Source organism: Pseudomonas azerbaijanorientalis, from assembly GCF_019139795.1.
Classification (GTDB): Bacteria; Pseudomonadota; Gammaproteobacteria; order Pseudomonadales; family Pseudomonadaceae; genus Aquipseudomonas; species Aquipseudomonas laurylsulfatiphila.
Window position 1 is genome coordinate 4,292,776 of the sequence record NZ_CP077078.1, and the last position, 20,459, is coordinate 4,313,234.

General features: G+C 58.1%; 19 protein-coding genes and 4 tRNA genes. 5 read left to right on the plus strand and 18 right to left on the minus strand.

From position 1 onward, the window contains the following. Positions 1-120: 120 nt before the first annotated feature. From KSS91_RS19005 to KSS91_RS19050, 10 genes are all read right to left on the minus strand, one after another. On the minus strand, positions 121-1,992 hold the full coding sequence (locus KSS91_RS19005) for a SurA N-terminal domain-containing protein (RefSeq protein ID WP_217835759.1): 1,872 nt from the start codon (positions 1,990-1,992) through the stop codon (positions 121-123). 233 nt (positions 1,993-2,225) lie between these two features. Further along, positions 2,226-2,498: an HU family DNA-binding protein gene (locus tag KSS91_RS19010; RefSeq protein ID WP_002552737.1), complete on the minus strand. Its 273-nt coding sequence runs from the start codon at positions 2,496-2,498 to the stop codon at positions 2,226-2,228. A 149-nt stretch (positions 2,499-2,647) separates the two neighbouring features. After that, a complete protein-coding gene (gene lon, locus KSS91_RS19015) occupies positions 2,648-5,044 on the minus strand; it encodes an endopeptidase La (RefSeq protein ID WP_015094303.1) in 2,397 nt (798 codons plus the stop codon). Between the two features lie 225 nt (positions 5,045-5,269). Further along, entirely contained in the window at positions 5,270-6,553 is a 1,284-nt protein-coding gene (gene clpX, locus KSS91_RS19020) for an ATP-dependent Clp protease ATP-binding subunit ClpX (RefSeq protein ID WP_007982210.1), read from the minus strand. A gap of 112 nt (positions 6,554-6,665) precedes the next feature. Next, on the minus strand, positions 6,666-7,301 hold the full coding sequence (gene clpP / locus KSS91_RS19025) for an ATP-dependent Clp endopeptidase proteolytic subunit ClpP (protein ID WP_015094302.1): 636 nt from the start codon (positions 7,299-7,301) through the stop codon (positions 6,666-6,668). 93 nt (positions 7,302-7,394) lie between these two features. Continuing rightward, positions 7,395-8,705, minus strand: a complete 1,311-nt coding sequence (gene tig / locus KSS91_RS19030) for a trigger factor (protein WP_217835760.1) — start codon at positions 8,703-8,705, stop codon at positions 7,395-7,397. A gap of 385 nt (positions 8,706-9,090) precedes the next feature. Then, positions 9,091-9,166, minus strand: a tRNA-His gene (locus KSS91_RS19035). A 77-nt stretch (positions 9,167-9,243) separates the two neighbouring features. Further along, positions 9,244-9,328, minus strand: a tRNA-Leu gene (locus KSS91_RS19040). A 56-nt stretch (positions 9,329-9,384) separates the two neighbouring features. Then, positions 9,385-9,460 (minus strand) — tRNA-His (locus tag KSS91_RS19045). A 32-nt stretch (positions 9,461-9,492) separates the two neighbouring features. Further along, positions 9,493-9,569: transfer RNA gene (locus KSS91_RS19050), tRNA-Arg, on the minus strand. 274 nt (positions 9,570-9,843) lie between these two features. Here KSS91_RS19050 and folD point away from each other — a divergent pair. After that, positions 9,844-10,698: a bifunctional methylenetetrahydrofolate dehydrogenase/methenyltetrahydrofolate cyclohydrolase FolD gene (folD, locus tag KSS91_RS19055; RefSeq protein ID WP_008001570.1), complete on the plus strand. Its 855-nt coding sequence runs from the start codon at positions 9,844-9,846 to the stop codon at positions 10,696-10,698. A 237-nt stretch (positions 10,699-10,935) separates the two neighbouring features. Further along, positions 10,936-11,874 (plus strand): D-alanyl-D-alanine endopeptidase, encoded by a 939-nt coding sequence (pbpG, locus tag KSS91_RS19060; RefSeq protein ID WP_015094299.1) that lies wholly within the window; start codon positions 10,936-10,938, stop codon positions 11,872-11,874. 157 nt (positions 11,875-12,031) lie between these two features. On the opposite strand, the gene KSS91_RS19065 is transcribed toward pbpG, so the two are convergent. The 3 genes from KSS91_RS19065 to KSS91_RS19075 form a co-directional block, all read right to left on the minus strand. Beyond that, positions 12,032-12,247: a hypothetical protein gene (locus KSS91_RS19065; RefSeq protein ID WP_217835761.1), complete on the minus strand. Its 216-nt coding sequence runs from the start codon at positions 12,245-12,247 to the stop codon at positions 12,032-12,034. 17 nt (positions 12,248-12,264) lie between these two features. Beyond that, positions 12,265-12,471, minus strand: a complete 207-nt coding sequence (locus tag KSS91_RS19070; protein WP_015094297.1) for a DUF6021 family protein — start codon at positions 12,469-12,471, stop codon at positions 12,265-12,267. Between the two features lie 95 nt (positions 12,472-12,566). Next, positions 12,567-13,301, minus strand: coding sequence for a C39 family peptidase (locus tag KSS91_RS19075; protein ID WP_217835762.1), 735 nt, complete (start codon positions 13,299-13,301; stop codon positions 12,567-12,569). Between the two features lie 179 nt (positions 13,302-13,480). Between KSS91_RS19075 and KSS91_RS19080 the strand changes: the two genes are divergently transcribed. Further along, positions 13,481-13,648, plus strand: a complete 168-nt coding sequence (locus KSS91_RS19080; RefSeq protein WP_217835763.1) for a hypothetical protein — start codon at positions 13,481-13,483, stop codon at positions 13,646-13,648. A 69-nt stretch (positions 13,649-13,717) separates the two neighbouring features. Here the strand turns inward: KSS91_RS19080 and KSS91_RS19085 are convergent, their stop codons facing one another. After that, positions 13,718-14,467: a TerC family protein gene (locus tag KSS91_RS19085; protein WP_007977136.1), complete on the minus strand. Its 750-nt coding sequence runs from the start codon at positions 14,465-14,467 to the stop codon at positions 13,718-13,720. A 29-nt stretch (positions 14,468-14,496) separates the two neighbouring features. Beyond that, positions 14,497-14,739: a hypothetical protein gene (locus KSS91_RS19090; RefSeq protein ID WP_217835764.1), complete on the minus strand. Its 243-nt coding sequence runs from the start codon at positions 14,737-14,739 to the stop codon at positions 14,497-14,499. A 159-nt stretch (positions 14,740-14,898) separates the two neighbouring features. Between KSS91_RS19090 and nhaR the strand changes: the two genes are divergently transcribed. Then, positions 14,899-15,798 carry a transcriptional activator NhaR gene (nhaR, locus tag KSS91_RS19095; RefSeq protein WP_007977140.1) on the plus strand — a complete coding sequence of 300 codons (900 nt, stop codon included), beginning with the start codon at positions 14,899-14,901 and terminating at the stop codon, positions 15,796-15,798. Here the strand turns inward: nhaR and KSS91_RS19100 are convergent. Beyond that, positions 15,785-16,948, minus strand: a complete 1,164-nt coding sequence (locus KSS91_RS19100) for an MFS transporter (RefSeq protein WP_217835765.1) — start codon at positions 16,946-16,948, stop codon at positions 15,785-15,787. The two genes, nhaR and KSS91_RS19100, sit on opposite strands and share 14 nt — an antisense overlap. Positions 16,949-17,413: 465 nt before the next feature. Here KSS91_RS19100 and sstT point away from each other — a divergent pair, with 465 nt between their 5' ends. After that, on the plus strand, positions 17,414-18,646 hold the full coding sequence (gene sstT, locus KSS91_RS19105; protein ID WP_217835766.1) for a serine/threonine transporter SstT: 1,233 nt from the start codon (positions 17,414-17,416) through the stop codon (positions 18,644-18,646). Between the two features lie 187 nt (positions 18,647-18,833). Here the strand turns inward: sstT and KSS91_RS19110 are convergent, their stop codons facing one another. Both KSS91_RS19110 and KSS91_RS19115 read right to left on the minus strand, forming a co-directional pair. After that, the gene (locus KSS91_RS19110; RefSeq protein ID WP_217835767.1) at positions 18,834-19,343 is read right to left on the minus strand and encodes a DUF1993 domain-containing protein; all 510 of its coding nucleotides are present in this window, start codon (positions 19,341-19,343) and stop codon (positions 18,834-18,836) included. Positions 19,344-19,552: 209 nt separating this feature from the next. Then, the gene (locus KSS91_RS19115; RefSeq protein WP_217835768.1) at positions 19,553-20,428 is read right to left on the minus strand and encodes an SDR family oxidoreductase; all 876 of its coding nucleotides are present in this window, start codon (positions 20,426-20,428) and stop codon (positions 19,553-19,555) included. Positions 20,429-20,459: the final 31 nt, after the last annotated feature.

A 20,459-nucleotide genomic window follows, 5' to 3' on the forward strand; every position in this document is an offset into this window, starting at 1 on the left:
TACAGGCTGATTGACCCCGGTTTTGCACAAAAGTCACCGCGGCAAATGACGTACGGCACAACAAAAAGACCCCGGCGTTTCGGCCGGGGTCTTCTGTGTAGCGCTAAACCTGCAAAGGCATCAGTATTTCTTGATGTCTGCCTGGCTTTCCAGCTGCTTGCGATACGCCGCAAAGTCTTGCTGGCCGATGCGCGAAGCGAGGTAGCGACGGTACTGCGCTTTCTCTTCTTCGGTCGGTGCCGCTGCTTCGTTAACGCCATTGAGGCGCACGATCATCAGGCTGCCATCGGCCAGCGTCACGCTGGTGAAGGTCGGCTTGTCCTTGGCCACAGGCTTCGCCATGCGGAACAGCGCTTGCAGCACAGCAGGGTCGACCCCTTCCTGAGCGCGAGTCGCCGCTTCGGTGACTTTCCAGGCCTGGCCGTCGACTGCCTGATCCAGCGGGGTCTTGCCATCGCGCAGGCTGGCAATCAAGGCTTCAGCCTTGGTCTTGGCATCGGCGCTGGCGTGTTCCTTGGCCAGTTGTACACGGATCGCAGCAGAAACACTTTCCAGCGGCAACTGCGAAGGCTTCAGGTGCTCCTTGGCACGCAACACGATCACGGTTTCCGGATCGAGCTCGATGGCGGTGCTGTTCGCACCCTCATCCAGGACTTCCGGGCTGAACGCGGCAGTGATCACGGCACGGTTGGCTGCAATACCCTCTCCGCCTTCGCGGCCGAACGGCTTGGTCGTCTGTACGGTCAGCTTCAGGTCCTGCGCCGGCTGAGCCAGATCGGACGCTTCGAACGAGGCGTCTTCCAGCTGCTTGCTCGCCTCAACGAAACGCTGCTCGACCTGCTGGGTTTTCAGCGCGCGGGTCAGCTTGTCTTTCAGGCTGGCGAAAGTTGGCACTTCAGGCGCTTCCACACCCAACAGCTTGATCAGGTGAAAACCGAAGTCGGTTCGAACCGGCGCCGAAACCTGGTCTTTGGCCAACGAATACAGGGCTTTTTCGAACGCCGGATCGTAGACGCCAGCACCGGCATAACCCAGGTCACCGCCGTTGTTCGCCGAACCCGGATCCTGGGAGAACTCCTTGGCCAGCGCCTCGAACTGCTCACCCTTGGCCAGACGGGCCTGGATCTCTTCGATCTTCGCCTTGGCTTGCGCCTCGGTGGTCTTGTCGTTCACTTCAATCAGAATATGCGCAGCCCGGCGTTGCTCGGACAGGTTCGCGATTTCTTTCTGATAGGCCGCTTGCAGTTCTTCGTCGCTGACGCTGACCTGGTCAAAGAAGGAAGACTTCTTCAACTCGAGGTAATCGATGACCACCTGATCCGGCGTCATGAACTCCTTGGCGTGCTCGTCGTAATAGGCCTTGACCTCTTCGTCGGTCAGCTTCACAGCCGACGGATCAGCCTTGATGTTCAGCGAAGCGAAATCGCGGGTCTGTTTTTCCAGACGGGCAAACGCCAGCACCTGCGCATCGGTCACGAAGCCGCTACCGGCCAGACCGGCACGCAGCTGGCCAATCAGCATTTCCTGAGCCAGCATCTGGCGGAATTGCATGCGGCTATAGCCGAGCTGGCGAATCACCTGGTCGAAACGCTCGGAGCTGAACTTGCCATCAACCTGAAATTCCGGTGTTTGCAGGATGACCTGATCAAGTGCCGCTTCGGAAAAGGCAAATTTCGATTGTTCTGCGCCTTGCAGCAGCAGCTTGCGATCGATCAGGCCCTTGAGAGCCGATTCGCGCAACATTTTTTCATCCAGCAAGGAAGCATCGAAATCCTTGCCCAGCTGTTGCATGAGCTGGCGGCGTTGCATATCCACCGCCTGGCTCAGCTCGTTCTGGCTGATTTCTTCACCGTTGACCTTCGCCGCTTCATTCTTGCTCGTCGTGGCCTGGAAAATGGCGTCGAAACCGGTCAAGGCCATCAGTGCAACGATGACCCCGATAATAGTCTTGGCAATCCAGCCTTGTGAATTGTCCCTGATATTCTGCAGCATGCGTCCCCCAGAAACGGTTGAACTTCAAAATTAGGCAACCGTGGAGCGTGGGTAGAATCCGGATAGAAGAAAGGCGCATCCGAGGATGCGCCTTCTCGTAACTGGCGGAGCGGATCAAAGGCTCGAACTGGCGACCCTTGGTGTCTTGAACCGGCGACCTGCAGTCAGGACTGCCGCTCCGCTGCCAAGTCAGGCATGACCCCGACCCGGATGGGTAAAAACCTGAATCGAACTTAGTTGACAGCTTCTTTCAGTGCTTTACCGGCTTTGAAACCTGGTTTTTTGGCTGCTGCGATTTCCAGCGTCTTACCGGTCTGTGGGTTACGACCAATGCGAGCTGGACGATCGGTTACGGAGAAAGTACCGAAACCTACCAGAACAACAGAGTCGCCAGCCTTGAGAGCGCCAGTGACGGATTCGATTACAGCGTCCAGCGCACGGCCAGCAGCAGCTTTCGGGATATCAGCGGATGCAGCGATAGCATCAATCAGTTCCGACTTGTTCACTCTAAGTCCCCTTATATCTATTTGAGTATGATTCTAAGTTTTTTTGGTGAAAGCAAAAACGAGTGCTGAATGGCCTACAGACACTTAAGAGCCGCTTTATAACAAGGGCTCTAAAAAACTGTCAAGGAAGCCCCCCAGGCAAATACGTACTAATGCGTGCTAATTCTTTCCTTAGAATCCGCGTCGCGTTTCTCATCCTTCGCGACTATCTCCGGAGCCACGTCCGGCAAGGGCTCCGGCGCGTATTGCAACGCAATTTGCAGGACCTCGTCAATCCATTTAACCGGTTTAATCTGTAGATCCTGCTTGATATTGTCCGGAATCTCTTTGAGATCGCGCACATTCTCTTCAGGAATGATCACGGTCTTGATCCCGCCACGATGGGCAGCCAGCAGTTTTTCTTTCAAGCCGCCAATGGCCAGCACCTGGCCACGCAAAGTGATTTCGCCGGTCATGGCGACATCCGCGCGTACCGGAATGCCGGTCAATGCCGAAACCAGGGCCGTACACATGCCCACGCCAGCGCTAGGACCGTCTTTCGGGGTTGCCCCTTCAGGCATATGGATGTGCGTGTCGCGCTTCTCATGGAAGTCCAGGGGAATGCCCAGGCTCTTCGCCCGACTGCGAACAACGGTCAATGCGGCCGTGATCGACTCGACCATCACATCACCCAGGGAACCGGTCTTGATCAACTGGCCCTTGCCCGGTACCACGGCGGCTTCGATGGTCAGCAGTTCGCCACCCACCTGAGTCCACGCCAGCCCGGTCACCTGGCCGATCTGATCCTGCTGCTCGGCCAGGCCATAACGGAATTTACGCACGCCCAGGAAGTGCTCCAACATGTCTGCGGTGACCTTCACCGAGAAGCGTTTTTCCAGCGCATGTTCCTTGACGGCCTTGCGGCACACCTTGGCAATCTGCCGCTCAAGGCCACGCACACCGGCTTCTCGGGTGTAGTAGCGGATGATGTCGCGAATCGCTTCGGCGTCGAATTCCAGCTCGCCTTTTTTCAGTCCGTTGGCAGTGATCTGCTTCGGCGAAAGGTACTTCACGGCGATGTTGATCTTCTCGTCTTCGGTGTAGCCAGGCAGACGGATCACTTCCATCCGGTCCAGCAGCGCCGGCGGAATGTTCATCGAGTTCGAGGTGCACAGGAACATCACATCGGACAGGTCGTAATCGACTTCCAGATAGTGATCGTTGAAATTGTGGTTCTGCTCGGGATCGAGCACTTCCAGCAACGCCGATGCCGGGTCGCCGCGCATGTCGCTGCCCATTTTGTCGATTTCATCGAGCAGGAACAGCGGGTTGCGCACGCCCACTTTTGTCATCTTTTGAATCAATCTTCCTGGCATCGAACCGATGTAAGTACGGCGATGACCACGAATTTCCGCCTCGTCACGCACGCCACCGAGAGCCATGCGTACGAACTTGCGGTTGGTGGCATGAGCAATCGACTCCGCCAGGGATGTTTTACCCACCCCCGGAGGACCGACCAGGCACAGCACCGGACCACGAATCTTCTTCACGCGTTTTTGCACGGCGAGGTATTCGAGGATGCGTTCTTTGACTTCTTCGAGACCATAGTGGTCGGCATCCAGAATGTCTTCGGCACGCGCCAGATCCAGGCGCACCTTGCTCTGGGCCTTCCACGGCACCTGAACCAGCCAGTCGATGTACGAACGCACCACGGTTGCTTCCGCGGACATCGGTGACATCTGCTTGAGCTTGTTCAGTTCGGCAGTCGCCTTGGCCAGCGCGTCTTTCGGCAGGCCGGCGGCGTCGATACGCTTTTTCAGCTCTTCGACTTCGTTATGACCTTCGTCGCTGTCACCGAGTTCTTTCTGAATGGCCTTCATCTGCTCGTTCAGGTAGTACTCGCGCTGACTGCGCTCCATTTGCTTCTTGACGCGACCGCGAATGCGTTTTTCGACTTGCAGCAGATCGATCTCGGCATCGAGCAACGCCAGAACGTGCTCGACCCGGGCCGACAGATCGATGATTTCGAGTATTTCCTGCTTCTGCTCGATCTTCAGGGCCATGTGCGCAGCCATGGTGTCCACCAGGCGGCCTGGCTCATCGATGCTGTTGAGCGACGAGAGGACTTCAGCCGGGACTTTCTTGCCCAACTGCACGTATTGCTCGAACTGGGACAGCAGGCTGCGAACGAACACTTCCGACTCGCGCTCTGGTGCATCAACTTCGTCGATCAGGGAGACTTCGGCACGGCAGTGGCCGTCCACTTCGCTGAAGCGCTCAACGGCGCCCCGCTGCTCACCTTCGACCAGGACCTTGACCGTGCCGTCAGGCAGCTTCAGCAGCTGCAGAACGGTGGCAATCGTACCAACGCGGTACAGAGCCTCTTCACCGGGATCGTCGTCAGCCGGGTTTCTCTGGGCCAGCAGAAGAATCTGCTTGTCACCCGTCATCGCAGCCTCGAGGGCTTCGATGGATTTCTCGCGCCCCACGAACAGCGGGATAACCATGTGCGGATAAACCACGACATCACGCAATGGCAGGAGAGGCAATTCGATGGTGGTCTTCATGATTTCGCCTCTACGGCGGCCGCAAGGCCGTAAACAGATGGAAGTAAGCTTGAAACCAAGATGGGGTCTAGTTTCGAAAAAAACAAGCGGATAAAAGCAGTAAAAGATCTCAGCCCGAAGAAGCTTGAGAAAATGGCTGGCTGTCAGGTCGCCTTCGCTGGCAAGCCAGCTCCCACAAAAGAAAAGGGGCCCGAAGGCCCCTTCTTTGTTCAAGCTGCGTGACACTTAAGCGTCTGGCGCAGCCTTGGCGGTCGGCTCACTGTTTTCATAGATATACAGTGGCTTGGACTTGCCTTCTATCACGCTTTCATCGATCACTACTTTGCTCACCTCGGATTGCGAGGGGATTTCATACATAGTGTCGAGCAATACACCTTCGAGAATCGAACGCAGGCCACGGGCACCGGTTTTACGCTCCAGGGCACGCTTGGCGACCGATTTCAGAGCGTCGGAACGGAATTCCAGATCAACGCCTTCCATCTCGAACAGCTTGGCATACTGCTTGGTCAGAGCATTTTTCGGCTCGGTGAGGATCTGCATCAACGCAGCCTCGTCAAGCTCGTCCAGCGTCGCAAGTACCGGCAGACGACCGACGAATTCCGGGATCAGACCGAACTTGACCAGATCGTCAGGCTCGACTTCACGCAGGGACTCACCGACTTTCTTGCCTTCTTCCTTGCTGCGCACTTCCGCGTTGAAACCGATACCGCCCTTGGTGGAACGGTTTTGAATAACCTTTTCCAGACCGGAGAACGCACCGCCGCAGATGAACAGGATGTTACGGGTGTCGACCTGAAGGAATTCCTGCTGCGGATGCTTGCGACCACCTTGAGGCGGAACGGAAGCGACCGTGCCTTCGATCAACTTGAGCAGGGCCTGCTGCACGCCTTCACCGGAAACGTCCCGGGTGATCGACGGGTTGTCGGATTTGCGCGAAATCTTGTCGATTTCGTCGATGTAGACAATACCCATCTGGGCTTTTTCCACGTCGTAATCGCATTTCTGCAGCAGCTTCTGAATAATGTTCTCGACATCCTCACCCACGTAACCCGCCTCGGTGAGGGTGGTTGCGTCGGCGATGGTGAACGGAACGTTCAGCAAGCGGGCCAGGGTTTCGGCAAGCAGGGTCTTACCCGAGCCTGTCGGGCCGATCAGCAGGATGTTGCTCTTGCCGAGTTCGACGTCGTCATTCTTTTTGTCACGCTGATTCAGGCGCTTGTAGTGGTTGTACACCGCTACGGCCAGAACCTTTTTCGCACGCTCCTGACCAATCACATACTGATCAAGGATGCCGCTGATTTCTTTAGGCGAAGGCAATTTATGCGCGCTGCTTTCGGCCTGTGCTTCCTGCACCTCCTCGCGGATGATGTCATTGCACAGGTCGACGCACTCGTCGCAGATAAAGACCGAGGGGCCGGCAATCAATTTGCGTACTTCATGCTGGCTTTTGCCACAGAAGGAGCAATAGAGCAGCTTGCCGTTGTCCTCGCCGTTGCGGGTGTCAGTCATTCGTTCGATCCAAATCCGATAGGCTTGCAACACAAGATGAAGGCTATTGCGGGCTTTTTCAAGCCCGCAGGTGATCGGACCCGCCGACCAACCTTATTTTGAGCTGCTTATTTTAAGCAGGGCGCTGACTGATCACTTCGTCGATCAGCCCGTACTCACGCGCAGCGTCCGCACTCATGAAATTATCGCGGTTGGTATCGCGCTCGATTTCTTCAAGCGTACGCCCGCTGTGCTTGGCCATCAGCGTGTTGAGACGCTCACGAATGAAGAGGATTTCCTTGGCGTGGATTTCGATATCCGACGCCTGACCCTGGAAACCGCCCAGTGGCTGGTGAATCATCACACGCGAGTTCGGCAGGCAGTAACGCTTGCCCTGGGCACCGGCCGTCAGCAGGAATGCGCCCATGCTGCACGCCTGACCGATACAGGTGGTCGACACATTGGGCTTGATGAACTGCATGGTGTCGTAGATCGACATGCCCGCCGTCACCGAACCGCCCGGGGAGTTGATATAGAGATGGATGTCCTTGTCCGGGTTTTCCGCTTCAAGGAACAGCAGTTGCGCACAGATCAGGTTGGCCATGTAGTCCTCTACCGGGCCAACCAGAAAGATCACTCGCTCCTTGAGCAGGCGCGAGTAGATGTCGTAGGCGCGCTCGCCACGAGCGGACTGCTCGACAACCATCGGGACCAGGCCGCCTGCGGCCTGGATATCAGAGTTCTGCTGAATATACGAATTACGGAACATGCTCTGCAGTCACTCCCAAATAGTTATGTCTTGAATACGCATAAGCCAGCACGAAGGCTGGCTTATGGTGATTGCTTCTTACCGCAAAAGTGATCAGTCGGCTTGTGGTGCTTCTACCGGCTTGACCGCTTCTTCGTAAGAGACCGATTTGTCGGTCACGCTAGCTTTCTGCAGAACAGTATCCACAACTTGCTCTTCCAGCACAACCGAACGAACTTCGTTCAGTTGCTGGTCGTTTTTGTAGTACCAGGACACAACTTGCTCAGGCTCCTGGTAGGCCGAAGCCATTTCCTGAATCATCTCGCGAACGCGGGTTTCGTCCGGCTTGAGGTCGAACTGCTTGACCACTTCAGCCACGATCAGGCCCAGCACTACGCGGCGCTTGGCTTGCTCTTCGAACAGCTCGGCCGGCAGTTGGTCAGGCTTGATGTTGCCGCCGAACTGCTGGACAGCCTGCACGCGCAGACGGTCAACTTCGTTGGACAGCAGAGCCTTTGGCACTTCGATCGGGTTGGTGGCCAGCAGACCATCCATTACCTGATTCTTGACCTTGGATTTGATCGCCTGACGCAGCTCGCGCTCCATGTTCTTGCGAACTTCGGCACGGAAGCCTTCCAGACCGGTTTCCTTGATACCGAATTGAGCGAAGAACTCTTCAGTCAGTTCTGGCATCTTTGGCTCGGAAACGGTGTTGACAGTCACGGTGAACTCGGCGGTTTTGCCAGCCAGGTCCAGGTTCTGATAGTCCTCTGGGAAAGTCAGGTTCAGAACGCGCTCTTCACCGGCCTTGGCGCCAACCAGGCCATCTTCGAAACCAGGGATCATGCGGCCGGAACCCAGGACCAGCTGGGTACCCTTGGCGGAGCCGCCGGCGAACACTTCACCGTCGACCTTGCCGACGAAATCGATGTTCAGCTGGTCTTCGTTCTGAGCAGCGCGATCGGCCACTTCGAAACGGGTGTTCTGCTTGCGCAGGATTTCCAGCATCTTGTCCAGATCGGCGTCAGTCACGTCAGCGCTCAGACGCTCGACGGTGATGCCGTCAAAACCGGCAACAGTGAACTCAGGGAACACTTCGAAAACAGCGACGTATTCCAGGTCCTTGCCAGCTTCCAGGGACTTGGGCTCGATCGATGGCGAACCAGCCGGGTTCAGCTTCTGCTCAACCACAGCTTCGTAGAAGGAGGACTGGATCACGTCGCCTACAGCTTCCTGGCGAGCATCGGCACCGAAACGGCGCTTGATTTCGCTCATTGGCACTTTGCCTGGACGGAAGCCAGCAATCTTGGCCTTTTGGGCGGTCTGCTGCAGACGCTTGTTGACCTGGCTCTCGATGCGCTCAGCCGGCACGGTGACGCTCATGCGGCGCTCAAGAGCAGTAGTATTTTCAACAGAAACTTGCATGGATATTCCTCGTTGCACAGACGTTAGCCGGCCGTTTCCGACCCCAGAATCAAGGGCATGCATTCTAGTGGGTCAAACTCAAGAAGTCACCCTACTGAAAACGGGTAAAAAAGCAGCAGGCAATTTATAGGTGCGAATGCACGAGTGCACCTCGCCCCGATGGCAAATACAACCAATCACGCCAGGGCTCTGCGCCGACCCTTCCTATATAGAAGAGGTCGCCAATCATCTCCCTGACAGCCAGCCCCGCAAACAGGACCGGCGGACAGGACGGCATCATCGAGAAACATAAATACGACGAAACGCCCCGCCCCTGCGACCCGGAACTTGCGGCCGCCGAAACAAAAAAGGCGCCAGACTTTTCAATCTGGCGCCTTTCGAAATATGGGGTGGACGATGGGGATCGAACCCACGACAACGGGAGTCACAATCCCGTGCTCTACCAACTGAGCTACGCCCACCATATTGCCTGTTAAAGAAGCCAAACAACTTCTTTATCAAGCTCCAGCCAGGCCAACAGCCTGATCGAAGCTTTATTTGGTGCGGATGAAGAGACTCGAACTCTTACGCCTCGCGGCGCTGGAACCTAAATCCAGTGTGTCTACCAATTCCACCACATCCGCGGATGAAGCCGTTAAAGCAAAGGCGCCAGACTGTTAATCTGGCGCCTTTCGAAATATGGGGTGGACGATGGGGATCGAACCCACGACAACGGGAGTCACAATCCCGTGCTCTACCAACTGAGCTACGCCCACCATATCGCGCTACTTGTGCCAAAGCTGCCTAATGGCGCACCCGGCAGGACTCGAACCTGCGACCATCCGCTTAGAAGGCGGATGCTCTATCCAGCTGAGCTACGGGCGCCTTGTTAGCTGTACCCTTGGAGGACTACAAACTAAGTGCTTTCCAGTCTCGCAGAACCGTAATCCCGCTCAACCTTCTTAACCAGTGCTAGGCTGTGCCCGACAAGTGCGACGAATAGTATAGAGCCACCTGAAGGTCGTCAAATCCTTTTTAAAAAAAATTCATTTAATTAAAGGAGTTAGGGGAATTTGCAGACCAAGCGCCTTTGCCCTCACCTCATGACATGCGAGAATGCGTTCTCTTTTTTTCCCCTCTCGATGGTTAATCACGCGCAATGACTGCACAACTAATCGACGGCAAATCGATCGCCGCCAGCCTGCGCCAGCAGATCGCCCAACGTGTCACCGAGCGTCGCCAGCAAGGCCTGCGCACGCCCGGCCTCGCGGTGATCCTGGTCGGTAGCGATCCTGCCTCTCAGGTTTATGTCTCGCACAAGCGTAAAGACTGTGAAGAGGTCGGCTTTCTGTCCCAAGCTTATGACCTGCCTTCCGAAACCACTCAAGAAGCGCTGACCGAGCTGATCGATCGCCTGAACGACGATCCTGCGATCGACGGCGTCCTGCTTCAGCTTCCGCTTCCCGAACACCTGGACGCCTCCAGACTGCTGGAGCGCATTCGTCCGGACAAAGACGTCGACGGCTTCCATCCTTATAACGTCGGCCGCCTGGCCCAGCGTATCCCGCTGCTGCGCCCATGCACCCCCAAAGGCATCATGACCCTGCTGGAAAGCACCGGGGTCGATCTTTACGGGATGAATGCCGTCGTCGTCGGTGCGTCCAATATCGTTGGCCGCCCGATGGCGATGGAGTTGCTGCTGGCCGGTTGCACCGTGACGGTCACCCACCGCTTTACCAAGGACCTGGCCGGTCATGTCGGCCGTGCGGACCTGGTCGTCGTCGCCGCCGGCAAGCCGGGACTGGTCAAGGGCGAATGGATCAAGGAAGGCGCGATCGTGATCGATGTCGGCATCAACCGTCAGGACGATGGCAAGCTGGTCGGTGACGTGATCTATGAAACCGCCCTGCCCCGCGCCGGCTGGATCACTCCGGTGCCGGGCGGCGTTGGCCCGATGACCCGTGCCTGCCTGCTGGAAAACACCCTCTACGCCGCTGAAACCCTGCACAGCTGAGTTTCACCGCAGACGCTGACAGCGAATCGAAGAACCCCGCCCTTGGCGGGGTTCTTTTTGCCTGCGAAACACGCTCGACCACCCGACGGAAAATGACATTTTTTTCATGTTTCTCAGGACTTTCGCCCGTTGTTTGAACAACCATCGACAGTTATTCAGCCATACTCCAGAATGTCGCGCTTTTTACGAAATAGCCCGTTACAGAACGGCCTATCAACACTTTGTGAGTCTGCCAGCGTGAAAATCCGTCTTTCCATCCTGAGCCTATTTTTTGCAGTTACAGGGACTTTCCTCACGCCAATCGCCAGTGCTGACGAGACCACCGCAGCGCCGCGAGATACGAAGACACTCAAGCTCGCTTCCGGCAGTTCCCTGCTGCTGGACATGCAGACCAACAAAGTCATCTATGCCAGCAATCCTGACGTCGTCGTCCCCATCGCGTCCGTCAGCAAACTGATGACCGGCCTGGTCGTGGTCGAAGCCCGCCAGAACATGGATGAATACATCAACATCAACATCAGCGACACACCGGAAATGAAAGGCGTGTACTCCCGGGTCAAGCTCAAGAGCGAACTGCCGCGCCGGGAAATGCTGCTGATTGCCCTGATGTCATCCGAAAACCGCGCCGCCGCAAGCCTGGCCCACCACTATCCGGGAGGCTATGCCGCGTTCATTGCTGCCATGAACGCCAAGGCCCGGGCCTTGGGCATGACCAACACGCATTTCGTCGAGCCGACCGGACTCTCCCCGCGCAACGTTTCGACCGCTCGCGATTTGAGCAAACTGTTGATCGCCGCGCACAAGTACCCGCTGCTGACCGAACTGAGCACGACCAAGGAAAAAACCGTTTCGTTCCGTAAGCCCAACTACAGCCTGGGTTTCCGCAACACCGACCATTTGGTCCGCAAGCCGGACTGGGACATCCAGCTGACAAAAACCGGTTTCACCAACGAAGCAGGCCACTGCCTGGTGCTGGTGACCCGAATGAGTAATCGCCCGGTGGCCCTGGTGATCCTTGACGCCTATGGCAAGTACACCCATTTTGCCGATGCCACGCGCATGCGTAATTGGGTAGAGAGCGGAAAGAGCGCAGACGTGCCTTCCGTAGCCTTGCAGTACAAGGCAGACAAGAACCTCAAGCAGCGGCAGAGCGGCGTGGTTGAAGCGTCGCAGTAACCTTGCTGCAAACACATTAAAAAAAGCCCCGATCACTCGGGGCTTTTTTTGGCACTTCAATCTGTAGGAGCTGCCGAAGGCTGCGATCTTTTGATCTTGATTTTAAAAGATCAAAAGATCGCAGCCTTCGGCAGCTCCTACAGGTGAACCCGGTTATTCAGTCATTGGGCAGCGGCATCTGGTCGTCATCCGGGATGCCGTCGCCGGTACTTGGATCTCTCCACCCCTTCGGTTTTTCAGTGGGCACCACCGTTGGCCGCGCCATGGGATCCCTCAACGGGCTGTCCGGATCCATCACCGGATCGGTGCTTTGCTCGGGGGTCGTGGGGACGGTTTCCGGACCTTTGTCGTCGAAACTGGAATCGGTAGACATACACACCTCCATTGAACCTAAGGTTTCAGATCACCCAGTGGATCGTAGGGCTTGGCCGGAGCCTTGGGGTTGTCACCCGGCTTCACGTCCCTCGGTGCCTTGGCGGGCCCGATCGGGTCGACCTGAGGATCGGCAAGGTCCGGGGAATCGGGGTCGAAACCCAGCTCATCGCCAGAGGAATGTTCAGACGAGTGCGGACCGACGGGCGTTGTGGAGTGAGCCATGGGTGCCTCCTGATCTCGGCCCGGAACAATGATCCGGGCCTTTGAAGATCAGAGGCCGGCGACGAGCGATGGTGCCCGTCGGGTGACCAACGGACTTAGTGTGCGGCCAGGGCTTTTTTCGCCTTGGCGGCGGCCTGCTCCTGACCGGCTTGAGCCAGATCGTTGGCGGCCTTGAGCCAGCGCTGCTGATCGACCTGAGACGGGATTTGCGTCGGATTCTGGATCAGCACGGCCCAGCCACCGGCGTCCTTGAATGCCGACTCGAAGGCGCTGAAGCTCATCAGTTCGCGGCGGTTCATCCCCGCGCGCAACAGGACCGTCTGCTTCTGGCGGTTGTAGCCACCCAGAATGGCGTAACGCGGTTCGGCCCACATGGCCGAGCCCTCGGTGAAGCGCACCATCACCGGATACCCGGCGGCGACCTGAGTCAACAAGGCCGCAAGGTTGCTGTCGAGGGGATAAACCACCATCCCGTACTCGCGGGCCAGGTTCTGCATGTTCTGTTGCAACTGCGCTTCGCCCCCCGGCAAATGCAGGGGCTTTTCGAGCAAGCCTGGGGTGATCACGATGCCCTGCTGGGACAACATGCTGGCCAGCACCTGCGGTCCGCTTTGATACGCATCGCCCCTGTAGAATCGGCCGCTGAGTTCGACTCGCTCCGGCAAACGCTTGATCTCGGGTGTAACGCTCCCGGCACACCCCGCCAGACTCGCCACGCAACCGGCCATCAGCATGGCCGACAAAATTCGAGAAAATACCCGCACCATCAGCTCTCTCTTGTTCAGGTTCAGACGCCAGGCAATCCCATTCCCGGCTCGGTCGTCGATCATAGGTCGCCGCGCTGCCAGGGTATAGCTTTAAACGGCAGACGCGTGCATTCGATAGAGCGAACTGGTTGGTGACTGCCGACTTTCGGTCAATAGTCTGAAATGCAGTAACGGCTAGACTGTGTTCTAAAGAGACGACAGTGAAGCGTGTGTGCCCGCAGCAGGGCAAAGAGGAGGCGCAGATGAGCCTGACCATGATCATTGCGATGTTGATTTGCAGCTGGCTGGCGGTAGCCGCTGCCATGCTGTGGGGCGTGCTGCGCATCACTCGCCGCCACCATCACCCTGCCCCACCCGCAACGGCGCCAGAAGCGGACGAGACGCGCAGCCAACACGCCAACGCTCACTGACCGATATTTTCCTCAAACAAACGAAAACGGCCGCCTGGGTTCAGGCGGCCGTTTTGCTTTCATCTACCGTCAAGCGTCAGCGTTTACCTGCTTCTGCCGGGCCCGGCGAGACATCATGTTCAACACCTCGATCGAAGCCGAGAACGCCATGGCCGCATAGACGTAGCCTTTCGGTACATGGGCGCCGAAGCCTTCGGCGATCAGCGTCATGCCGATCATGATCAGGAAGCCCAGGGCCAGCATCACCACCGTCGGGTTGTCGTTGATGAACTTGGCCAACGGATCAGCGGCAAACAACATCACCAGCACCGACACCACCACCGCGATGATCATGATCGGCAAATGCTCGGTCATGCCGACAGCGGTAATGATGCTGTCGATGGAAAACACCATGTCCAGCATCAGGATCTGGCCGATCGCCGCAGCAAAGCCCAGGGTCACGGTGGATGTCTTGGACGTCGGATCATCCGGCGCCGGGTCCATGCTGTGATGGATCTCGGTGGTCGCCTTCCACAACAGGAACAGGCCACCGGCGATCAGGATCATGTCTTTCCAGGAAAACGCGTGGCCGAGAATCTCGATCACCGGAGCGGTCAACTGGACGATGAACGCGATGGTACTCAGCAGACCCAATCGCAGGATCAGCGCCATGCCGATACCGATGCGCCGCGCCTTCTGCCTGTGTTGCTCGGGCAGCTTGTTGGTCAGGATCGAAATGAAGATCAGGTTATCGATGCCGAGCACGATTTCCATCACCACCAGGGTGGCCAGGGCAACCCAGGCAGTGGGGCTGGCGGCAAGTTGTAAAAGGTAGTCCATGGGTCAGTCCTGACTCGTTGTAATACGGTTTAGATTTCCTGGGAGGAAGATTCGGTTTTTTCCGATTCTTTTTCCGATGATTCTTTTTTGCTGAGCAACCCGCTGGTGGCATCGTTGAGTGCTTGTTCGGCAGCCTTGTGGGTATCGTCAATCGCCTGTTTGGCGCTTTCGGCGGCCTTGCCCATCAACTGTTGAGCGCTTTTCTCGGCCTGGTCGCAACCGGCCAATACCAGTAAAGATGTGATCAACAGCGCCGTGGCTTTAATTTTCATGATGCTTCCCTCGATAGAACGAACGGGACCGAAACGATGGCCCGTTGATAGCGATGCATTCTAGGGAAGCAAACACTTCAGTAAAATTCGTATTTTTGCGGTATATACTTCGTTTTTTACGAACCCATACTTTCTTGCTTTGATGTAGGGACCGTACCTATGTTGAATTATCGACAACTGCATTATTTCTGGGTGGTGGCCAAGACCGGCAGCATCGTGCGCGCCTGCGAACAACTGAACCTCACGCCGCAAACCATCAGCGGGCAGATTTCATTGCTGGAACAGACCTTTGGCATCGAGTTGTTTCGGCGCGTCGGACGGCAACTCGAACTGACCGAGGCCGGTCGCCAGGCACTGCCCTATGCCGAACAAATGTTCCAGTTGGGTGGCGAACTGGAACTGATGCTGCGGGCACAACCCAACGAGCAGCAGATTCTGTTTCGGGTCGGGGTGGCCGACGTAGTGCCCAAGTCCATCGTCTATCGCCTGATTGCACCGACCATGGAGCTGAGCGAACCGCTGCGCATCACCTGCCGCGAAGACAAGCTTGAACGTTTGTTGGCCGACCTGGCGATCCAGCGCCTGGACCTGGTGATCTCCGATAGCCCGATGCCGTCGCACCTGGACATCAAGGGCTACAGCCAGAAACTGGGTGAGTGCGGGATCAGCTTCTTCGCCACCCCTGAGTTGGCGGCACGCTTCGGTCAGGACTTCCCGCGCAACCTGCACGGTGCGCCACTGCTGATTCCAGGTCCGGAAACCGTGGTGCGCAGCCGTTTGCAGCGCTGGTTCGCCGAGCAGCAGATCCAGCCACAGATTGTCGGTGAGTTCGACGATAGCGCCCTGATGCAGGCCTTCGGCCAATCCGGCAGCGGGATCTTCATCGGCCCGAGCGTGATTGCCGATGAAGTGCAACGCCAGTATGGCGTGCAAGTGATCGGCCAGACCGACGCGGTGAGCGAGTCGTTCTATGCCATCTCAGTGGAGCGCAAGGTCAAGCACCCCGGCATTGTCGCCATTACCGAAGGTGCCCGACGCGAGCTGTTTACAGCGCTGTAACCGCTTCGCGCGGCTTGAACGTCATCAGGGCGATGGCCAGCAGGATCGAAGCCAGAATGAAAGCGGCGGCGGCAAAGCCAAGGCCTTGCAGGCCGACGCTGTCGATCACCCGACCACCGATCATCGCGCCCAGGCCGATACCGAGGTTGGCCCCGGCGATGTTCAGCGACGCGGCAAATGCCGGCGCTTCGGGCGCGGCTTTCATCAGGCGCACATGGCTGACCAGGAACAACGCCGCCTGAGTCACGCCCCAGATGCCCATCGCCGCCGCCAGACCGAGCGGCGAATGGATGTTCGGCACCAGCGCCACCAGGCCGGCAATCATGAACGCGCAGAACATCATCGACGCCATCAGCGGATGCCGATCCACCGCCCGGCCGCCCAGGGAGTTGCCGATCAACCCGACCGCGCCGAAGCCCATCAGGCACCAACCGACCACGGTGCCGTTGAAGCCGGCCAGACGCTCGAGGATGTCGGCCAGATAGGTATAGGCCGTGAACATGCCGCTGAACACAATCACCGACAGCAACACATGGCCGAGCATCAGCGGGCTGCGCAGGATCTTGAACTGCGACACAAGGCTCACCTGATGCTGGTGCAGGTTGGTCCTGGGCAGATAGATAAACAGCAGCAGCGCCTTGGCAAAGGCGATGACCGCCAGAATCGCAAAGGCACTGCGCCAGCCGAACGCATCGGAAATCAGCGTGCCCACCGGAATGCCGAACACCGTGGCGCAGACAATGCCGAAGCCGATCTTGGCGATGGCGCGACCGGCGTAATCCGGCCCGACGATGTCCACCGCCGTTTCGCTGGCCAGCGCCCAGAACACCGGTAGCCCCAGCGCCGGGATCAACCGGGCAAACGCCATCACCCAGATGTTCGGCGCCAGCGCCGCCAGCGTATTGGCCAGGCCAAACAGGATCAGCACCGAGATGAACAGCTTGCGCCGCTCGAAGCGGGCGAACCAGGCCGTCAGGAACGGCCCGAACGCGGCCACGGTAAACGCGAACAAGGTCACCAGCAAACCGGCCTGTGGGATGCTGACCTCCAGGTCCCTGGCGATAGCCGGCAACAGGCCAACGATGATGAATTCCGTGGTCAGCACCGTGAAACCGGCGGCAGACAACAGAAGAATGGGCAACAACCGCATGCACAACTCCAGAAAACGACGACACCAGCGATAGCCCGAAGGCCCACTGGCAGACATGAAAATGAGGATGGCAAATCTTAACAGAGTGTTTTCGGATGCGGTTGCACGAACCTGCAATTCGCGTTGAAGACCAGGGCGGCAGTTCGTCACAGGTCTGAAAGATCGGTCCTGCGCTGTGATAAAGTCCGCGCCCTGAAAAAGTACACCCTGTGGTTAATGCCGATTATTTAAGGGCAAAACCTGTGGGAGCGAGCTTGCTCGCGATGGCGGACTGTCAGACAACGCAACTATGGACTGTGCCACCGTCATCGCGAGCAAGCTCGCTCCCACAAGAAATGCGACGTTCAACACCTTAAAAGACATTGATCCCTGTGTTTCCTTCTCGGTTTCCTGCCTGCGGCCTGCCCTGTTTGTTGCCGCAAACCTGCGAAACCATGCATTAATAAAAATCAGAGATGCTGTTTTATGACTGCTTCATCCCCTTCTCTATTACACCGCATTAAACGCTTGAGCCTGGTCACACAGATCGTGGTCGGCCTGATCGCCGGTATTACCCTGGCCCTGTTGGCCCCCGACGTGGCGAAATCCACGGCGTTCATCGGCAAAGTGTTTGTCTCGGCACTGAAAGCCGTCGCGCCGATTCTGGTGTTCGTGCTGGTCATGGCGTCGATTGCCAACCACAAGCACGGTCAGGAAACCCACATCCGCCCGATTCTGTTCCTGTATCTGCTGGGCACTTTCGCCGCCGCCGTGGTCGCGGTGGTTGCCAGCATGACGTTCCCGTCCAGCCTGGTGCTGTCGACCCAGGACGTCACGGTCACAGCGCCAGGCGGGATTGGCGAAGTGCTGCAAAGCCTGTTGCTGAGCGTGGTCGACAATCCGGTCAGCGCGCTGATGAACGCCAATTTCATCGGCATTCTGGCGTGGGCCATCGGCATGGGCATCGCCATCCGCCATGCCGGCGACACCACTCGTGAAGTGCTGGGCGACCTGTCCAATGGCGTGACCGTGATCGTGCGCCTGGTGATCAGTTTCGCTCCGCTGGGCATCTTCGGGCTGGTGGCCTCGACCCTGGCCACCTCCGGCTTCGGCGCCTTGATCGGCTATGCGCACCTGCTGGCCGTGCTGCTGGGCTGCATGCTGTTCGTGGCACTGGTGATGAACCCGATCATTGTCTTCTGGAAACTGCGCCGCAATCCGTATCCGCTGGTGCTGACCTGCCTGCGCGAAAGCGGCATTACCGCATTCTTCACCCGCAGTTCGGCGGCGAACATTCCGGTCAACCTGGAATTGAGCAAGCGCCTGGGCCTGCACGAAGACACCTACTCGGTATCGATCCCGCTGGGCGCGACCATCAACATGGCCGGCGCGGCGATCACCATCACCGTGCTGACCCTGGCCGCCGTACACACCCTGGGCATCACCGTGGACATTCCCACCGCGATCCTGCTGAGCGTGGTCGCGGCGATCTGCGCCTGTGGTGCTTCGGGTGTAGCCGGCGGTTCGCTGTTGCTGATTCCGCTGGCGTGTAGTCTGTTCGGCATCCCGAGCGAAATCGCCATGCAGGTGGTGGCGGTCGGGTTCATCATCGGCGTGTTGCAGGACTCGGCGGAAACCGCGCTGAACTCGTCCACCGATGTGCTGTTCACCGCGGCGGCTTGCCTGGGTGAAGAGCAGAAGGCCGAGCGTCTGGCCTGACCCCACCGCCCCATGTGGGAGCGGGCTTGCTCGCGAAGGCGGCATGGCAGGCAACATCATTTTTGAATGTGCCGGCCTCTTCGCGAGCAAGCCCGCTCCCACAGGTTTGCGGTGAAGTGAACAATGCGTGCACATGAAAAAGCCCCCGCAGCCTGAGGTTGCGGGGGCTTTTTTGTACCCGGGCGGTTTAGAACGCGCCCATGTAGTCGCGCTTGCCCACTTCCACGCCGTTGTGGCGCAGCAGTGCATAAGTGGTGGTGACGTGGAAGAAGAACTGCGGCAGGCCATAGGTCAGCAGGTAGGACTGGCCGCTGAAGCGCTTCTCTTTAGGCGTGCCCGGACGGGTGACGATCTCGATGCCTTCCTTGCCGTTGATCTGCTCAGGCGTGAACTCGCCGATGTAAGCCAGAACTTTGCTCAGCAGCGCTTGCAGTTCGGCGAAAGTGGTTTCGGTGTCGTCGTACTTCGGCACTTCAACTTCGGCCAGACGGGAAGAAACGCCCTTGGCGAAATCAACGGCGATCTGTACCTGGCGCACCAGCGGGAACATGTCCGGGAACAGGCGCGCTTGCAGGAAGGCGTTAGGGTCGATGTTTTTTTCGGCGGCGTGAGCCTCGGCCTTTTTCAGTACATCGCTCAGGGCGTTGAGCATTTGCTGGAAAACAGGCACGGAAGCGTCGTACAGGGAAATGGTCATGGCAGGTCTCGTGTGGTGATGGGAAGATCACGTGAAACCTGTGGGAGCGAGCTTGCTCGCGATGGACGTGAACGATAACGCGTTCTGTCTGAATACACGCGTCGCGCTGGAGTCCATCGTCGGAACGCCGCCCGGAGCAAGCTCGCTCCCACAGGGGTTCGATTTTGGCCGATTATAGCCGCGTGCCGCCCATCTGAGACCGGTCTTTTTCAGCTGCCGTACACTTTGGCCGCCGGGACCGCTTGCATCAGCAGCTGCGCGACAGCATCCCCCATCTCGCCAACCGCCCAGCGGCCCTGGCGATCCAGTTGCGGGCCACGGCGCCAGCCATCGGCGATCGACAACTTGCCACCCTCGACTTCGAACATCTGCCCGGTCACCTCGGCGGACGCCTCGGAACCCAGCCACACCACCAGCGGCGCGACGTTTTCCGGGGCGAAGTAATCGAAGCCCGCTTCAGGCTTTTTCATGGTGTCGGCGAACACCTGCTCGGTCATCCCGGTCCGCGCGGCCGGCGCCAGGGCATTGGCGGTGATCCCGTAACGACGCAGTTCGGCCGCCTGCACCAGCGTCAGCGAAGCAATACCGCCCTTGGCCGCCGCGTAGTTGGACTGGCCAATGGAACCCTGCAAACCGGCGCCGGAACTTGTGTTGATGATTCGCGCATCGACCTTGGCACCACCCTTGGCCTGCTCACGCCAGTACTTCACGGCGTGGCTGGAAATGCAGAAGTGGCCTTTGAGGTGCACGGCCACCACGGCGTCCCAGTCGGACTCGCTGAGGCTGGCGAACATGCGGTCGCGGCAGATGCCGGCGTTGTTGACCACCACGTTCAGGTCGCCAAAGGTTTCGACGGCCTGGCGCACGATCAGCCCCGCCGAGTCGTAGCGGGTGATGTCGTCGCTGTTGGCCACGGCACTGCCGCCCTGGCCGAGGATTTCGCCGACCACGGCCAGTGCCGCTTCGCGGTTGATGTCGTTGACCACCACCTTCGCGCCTTCGGCGGCGAAGGCCATCGCGTAGGCGCGGCCCAGACCACCGCCGGCACCGGTGATGATCACGACGCGGTTTTCACAGATTTTCATGTTCTAGATCCTTCAAATTCATCACTACGCG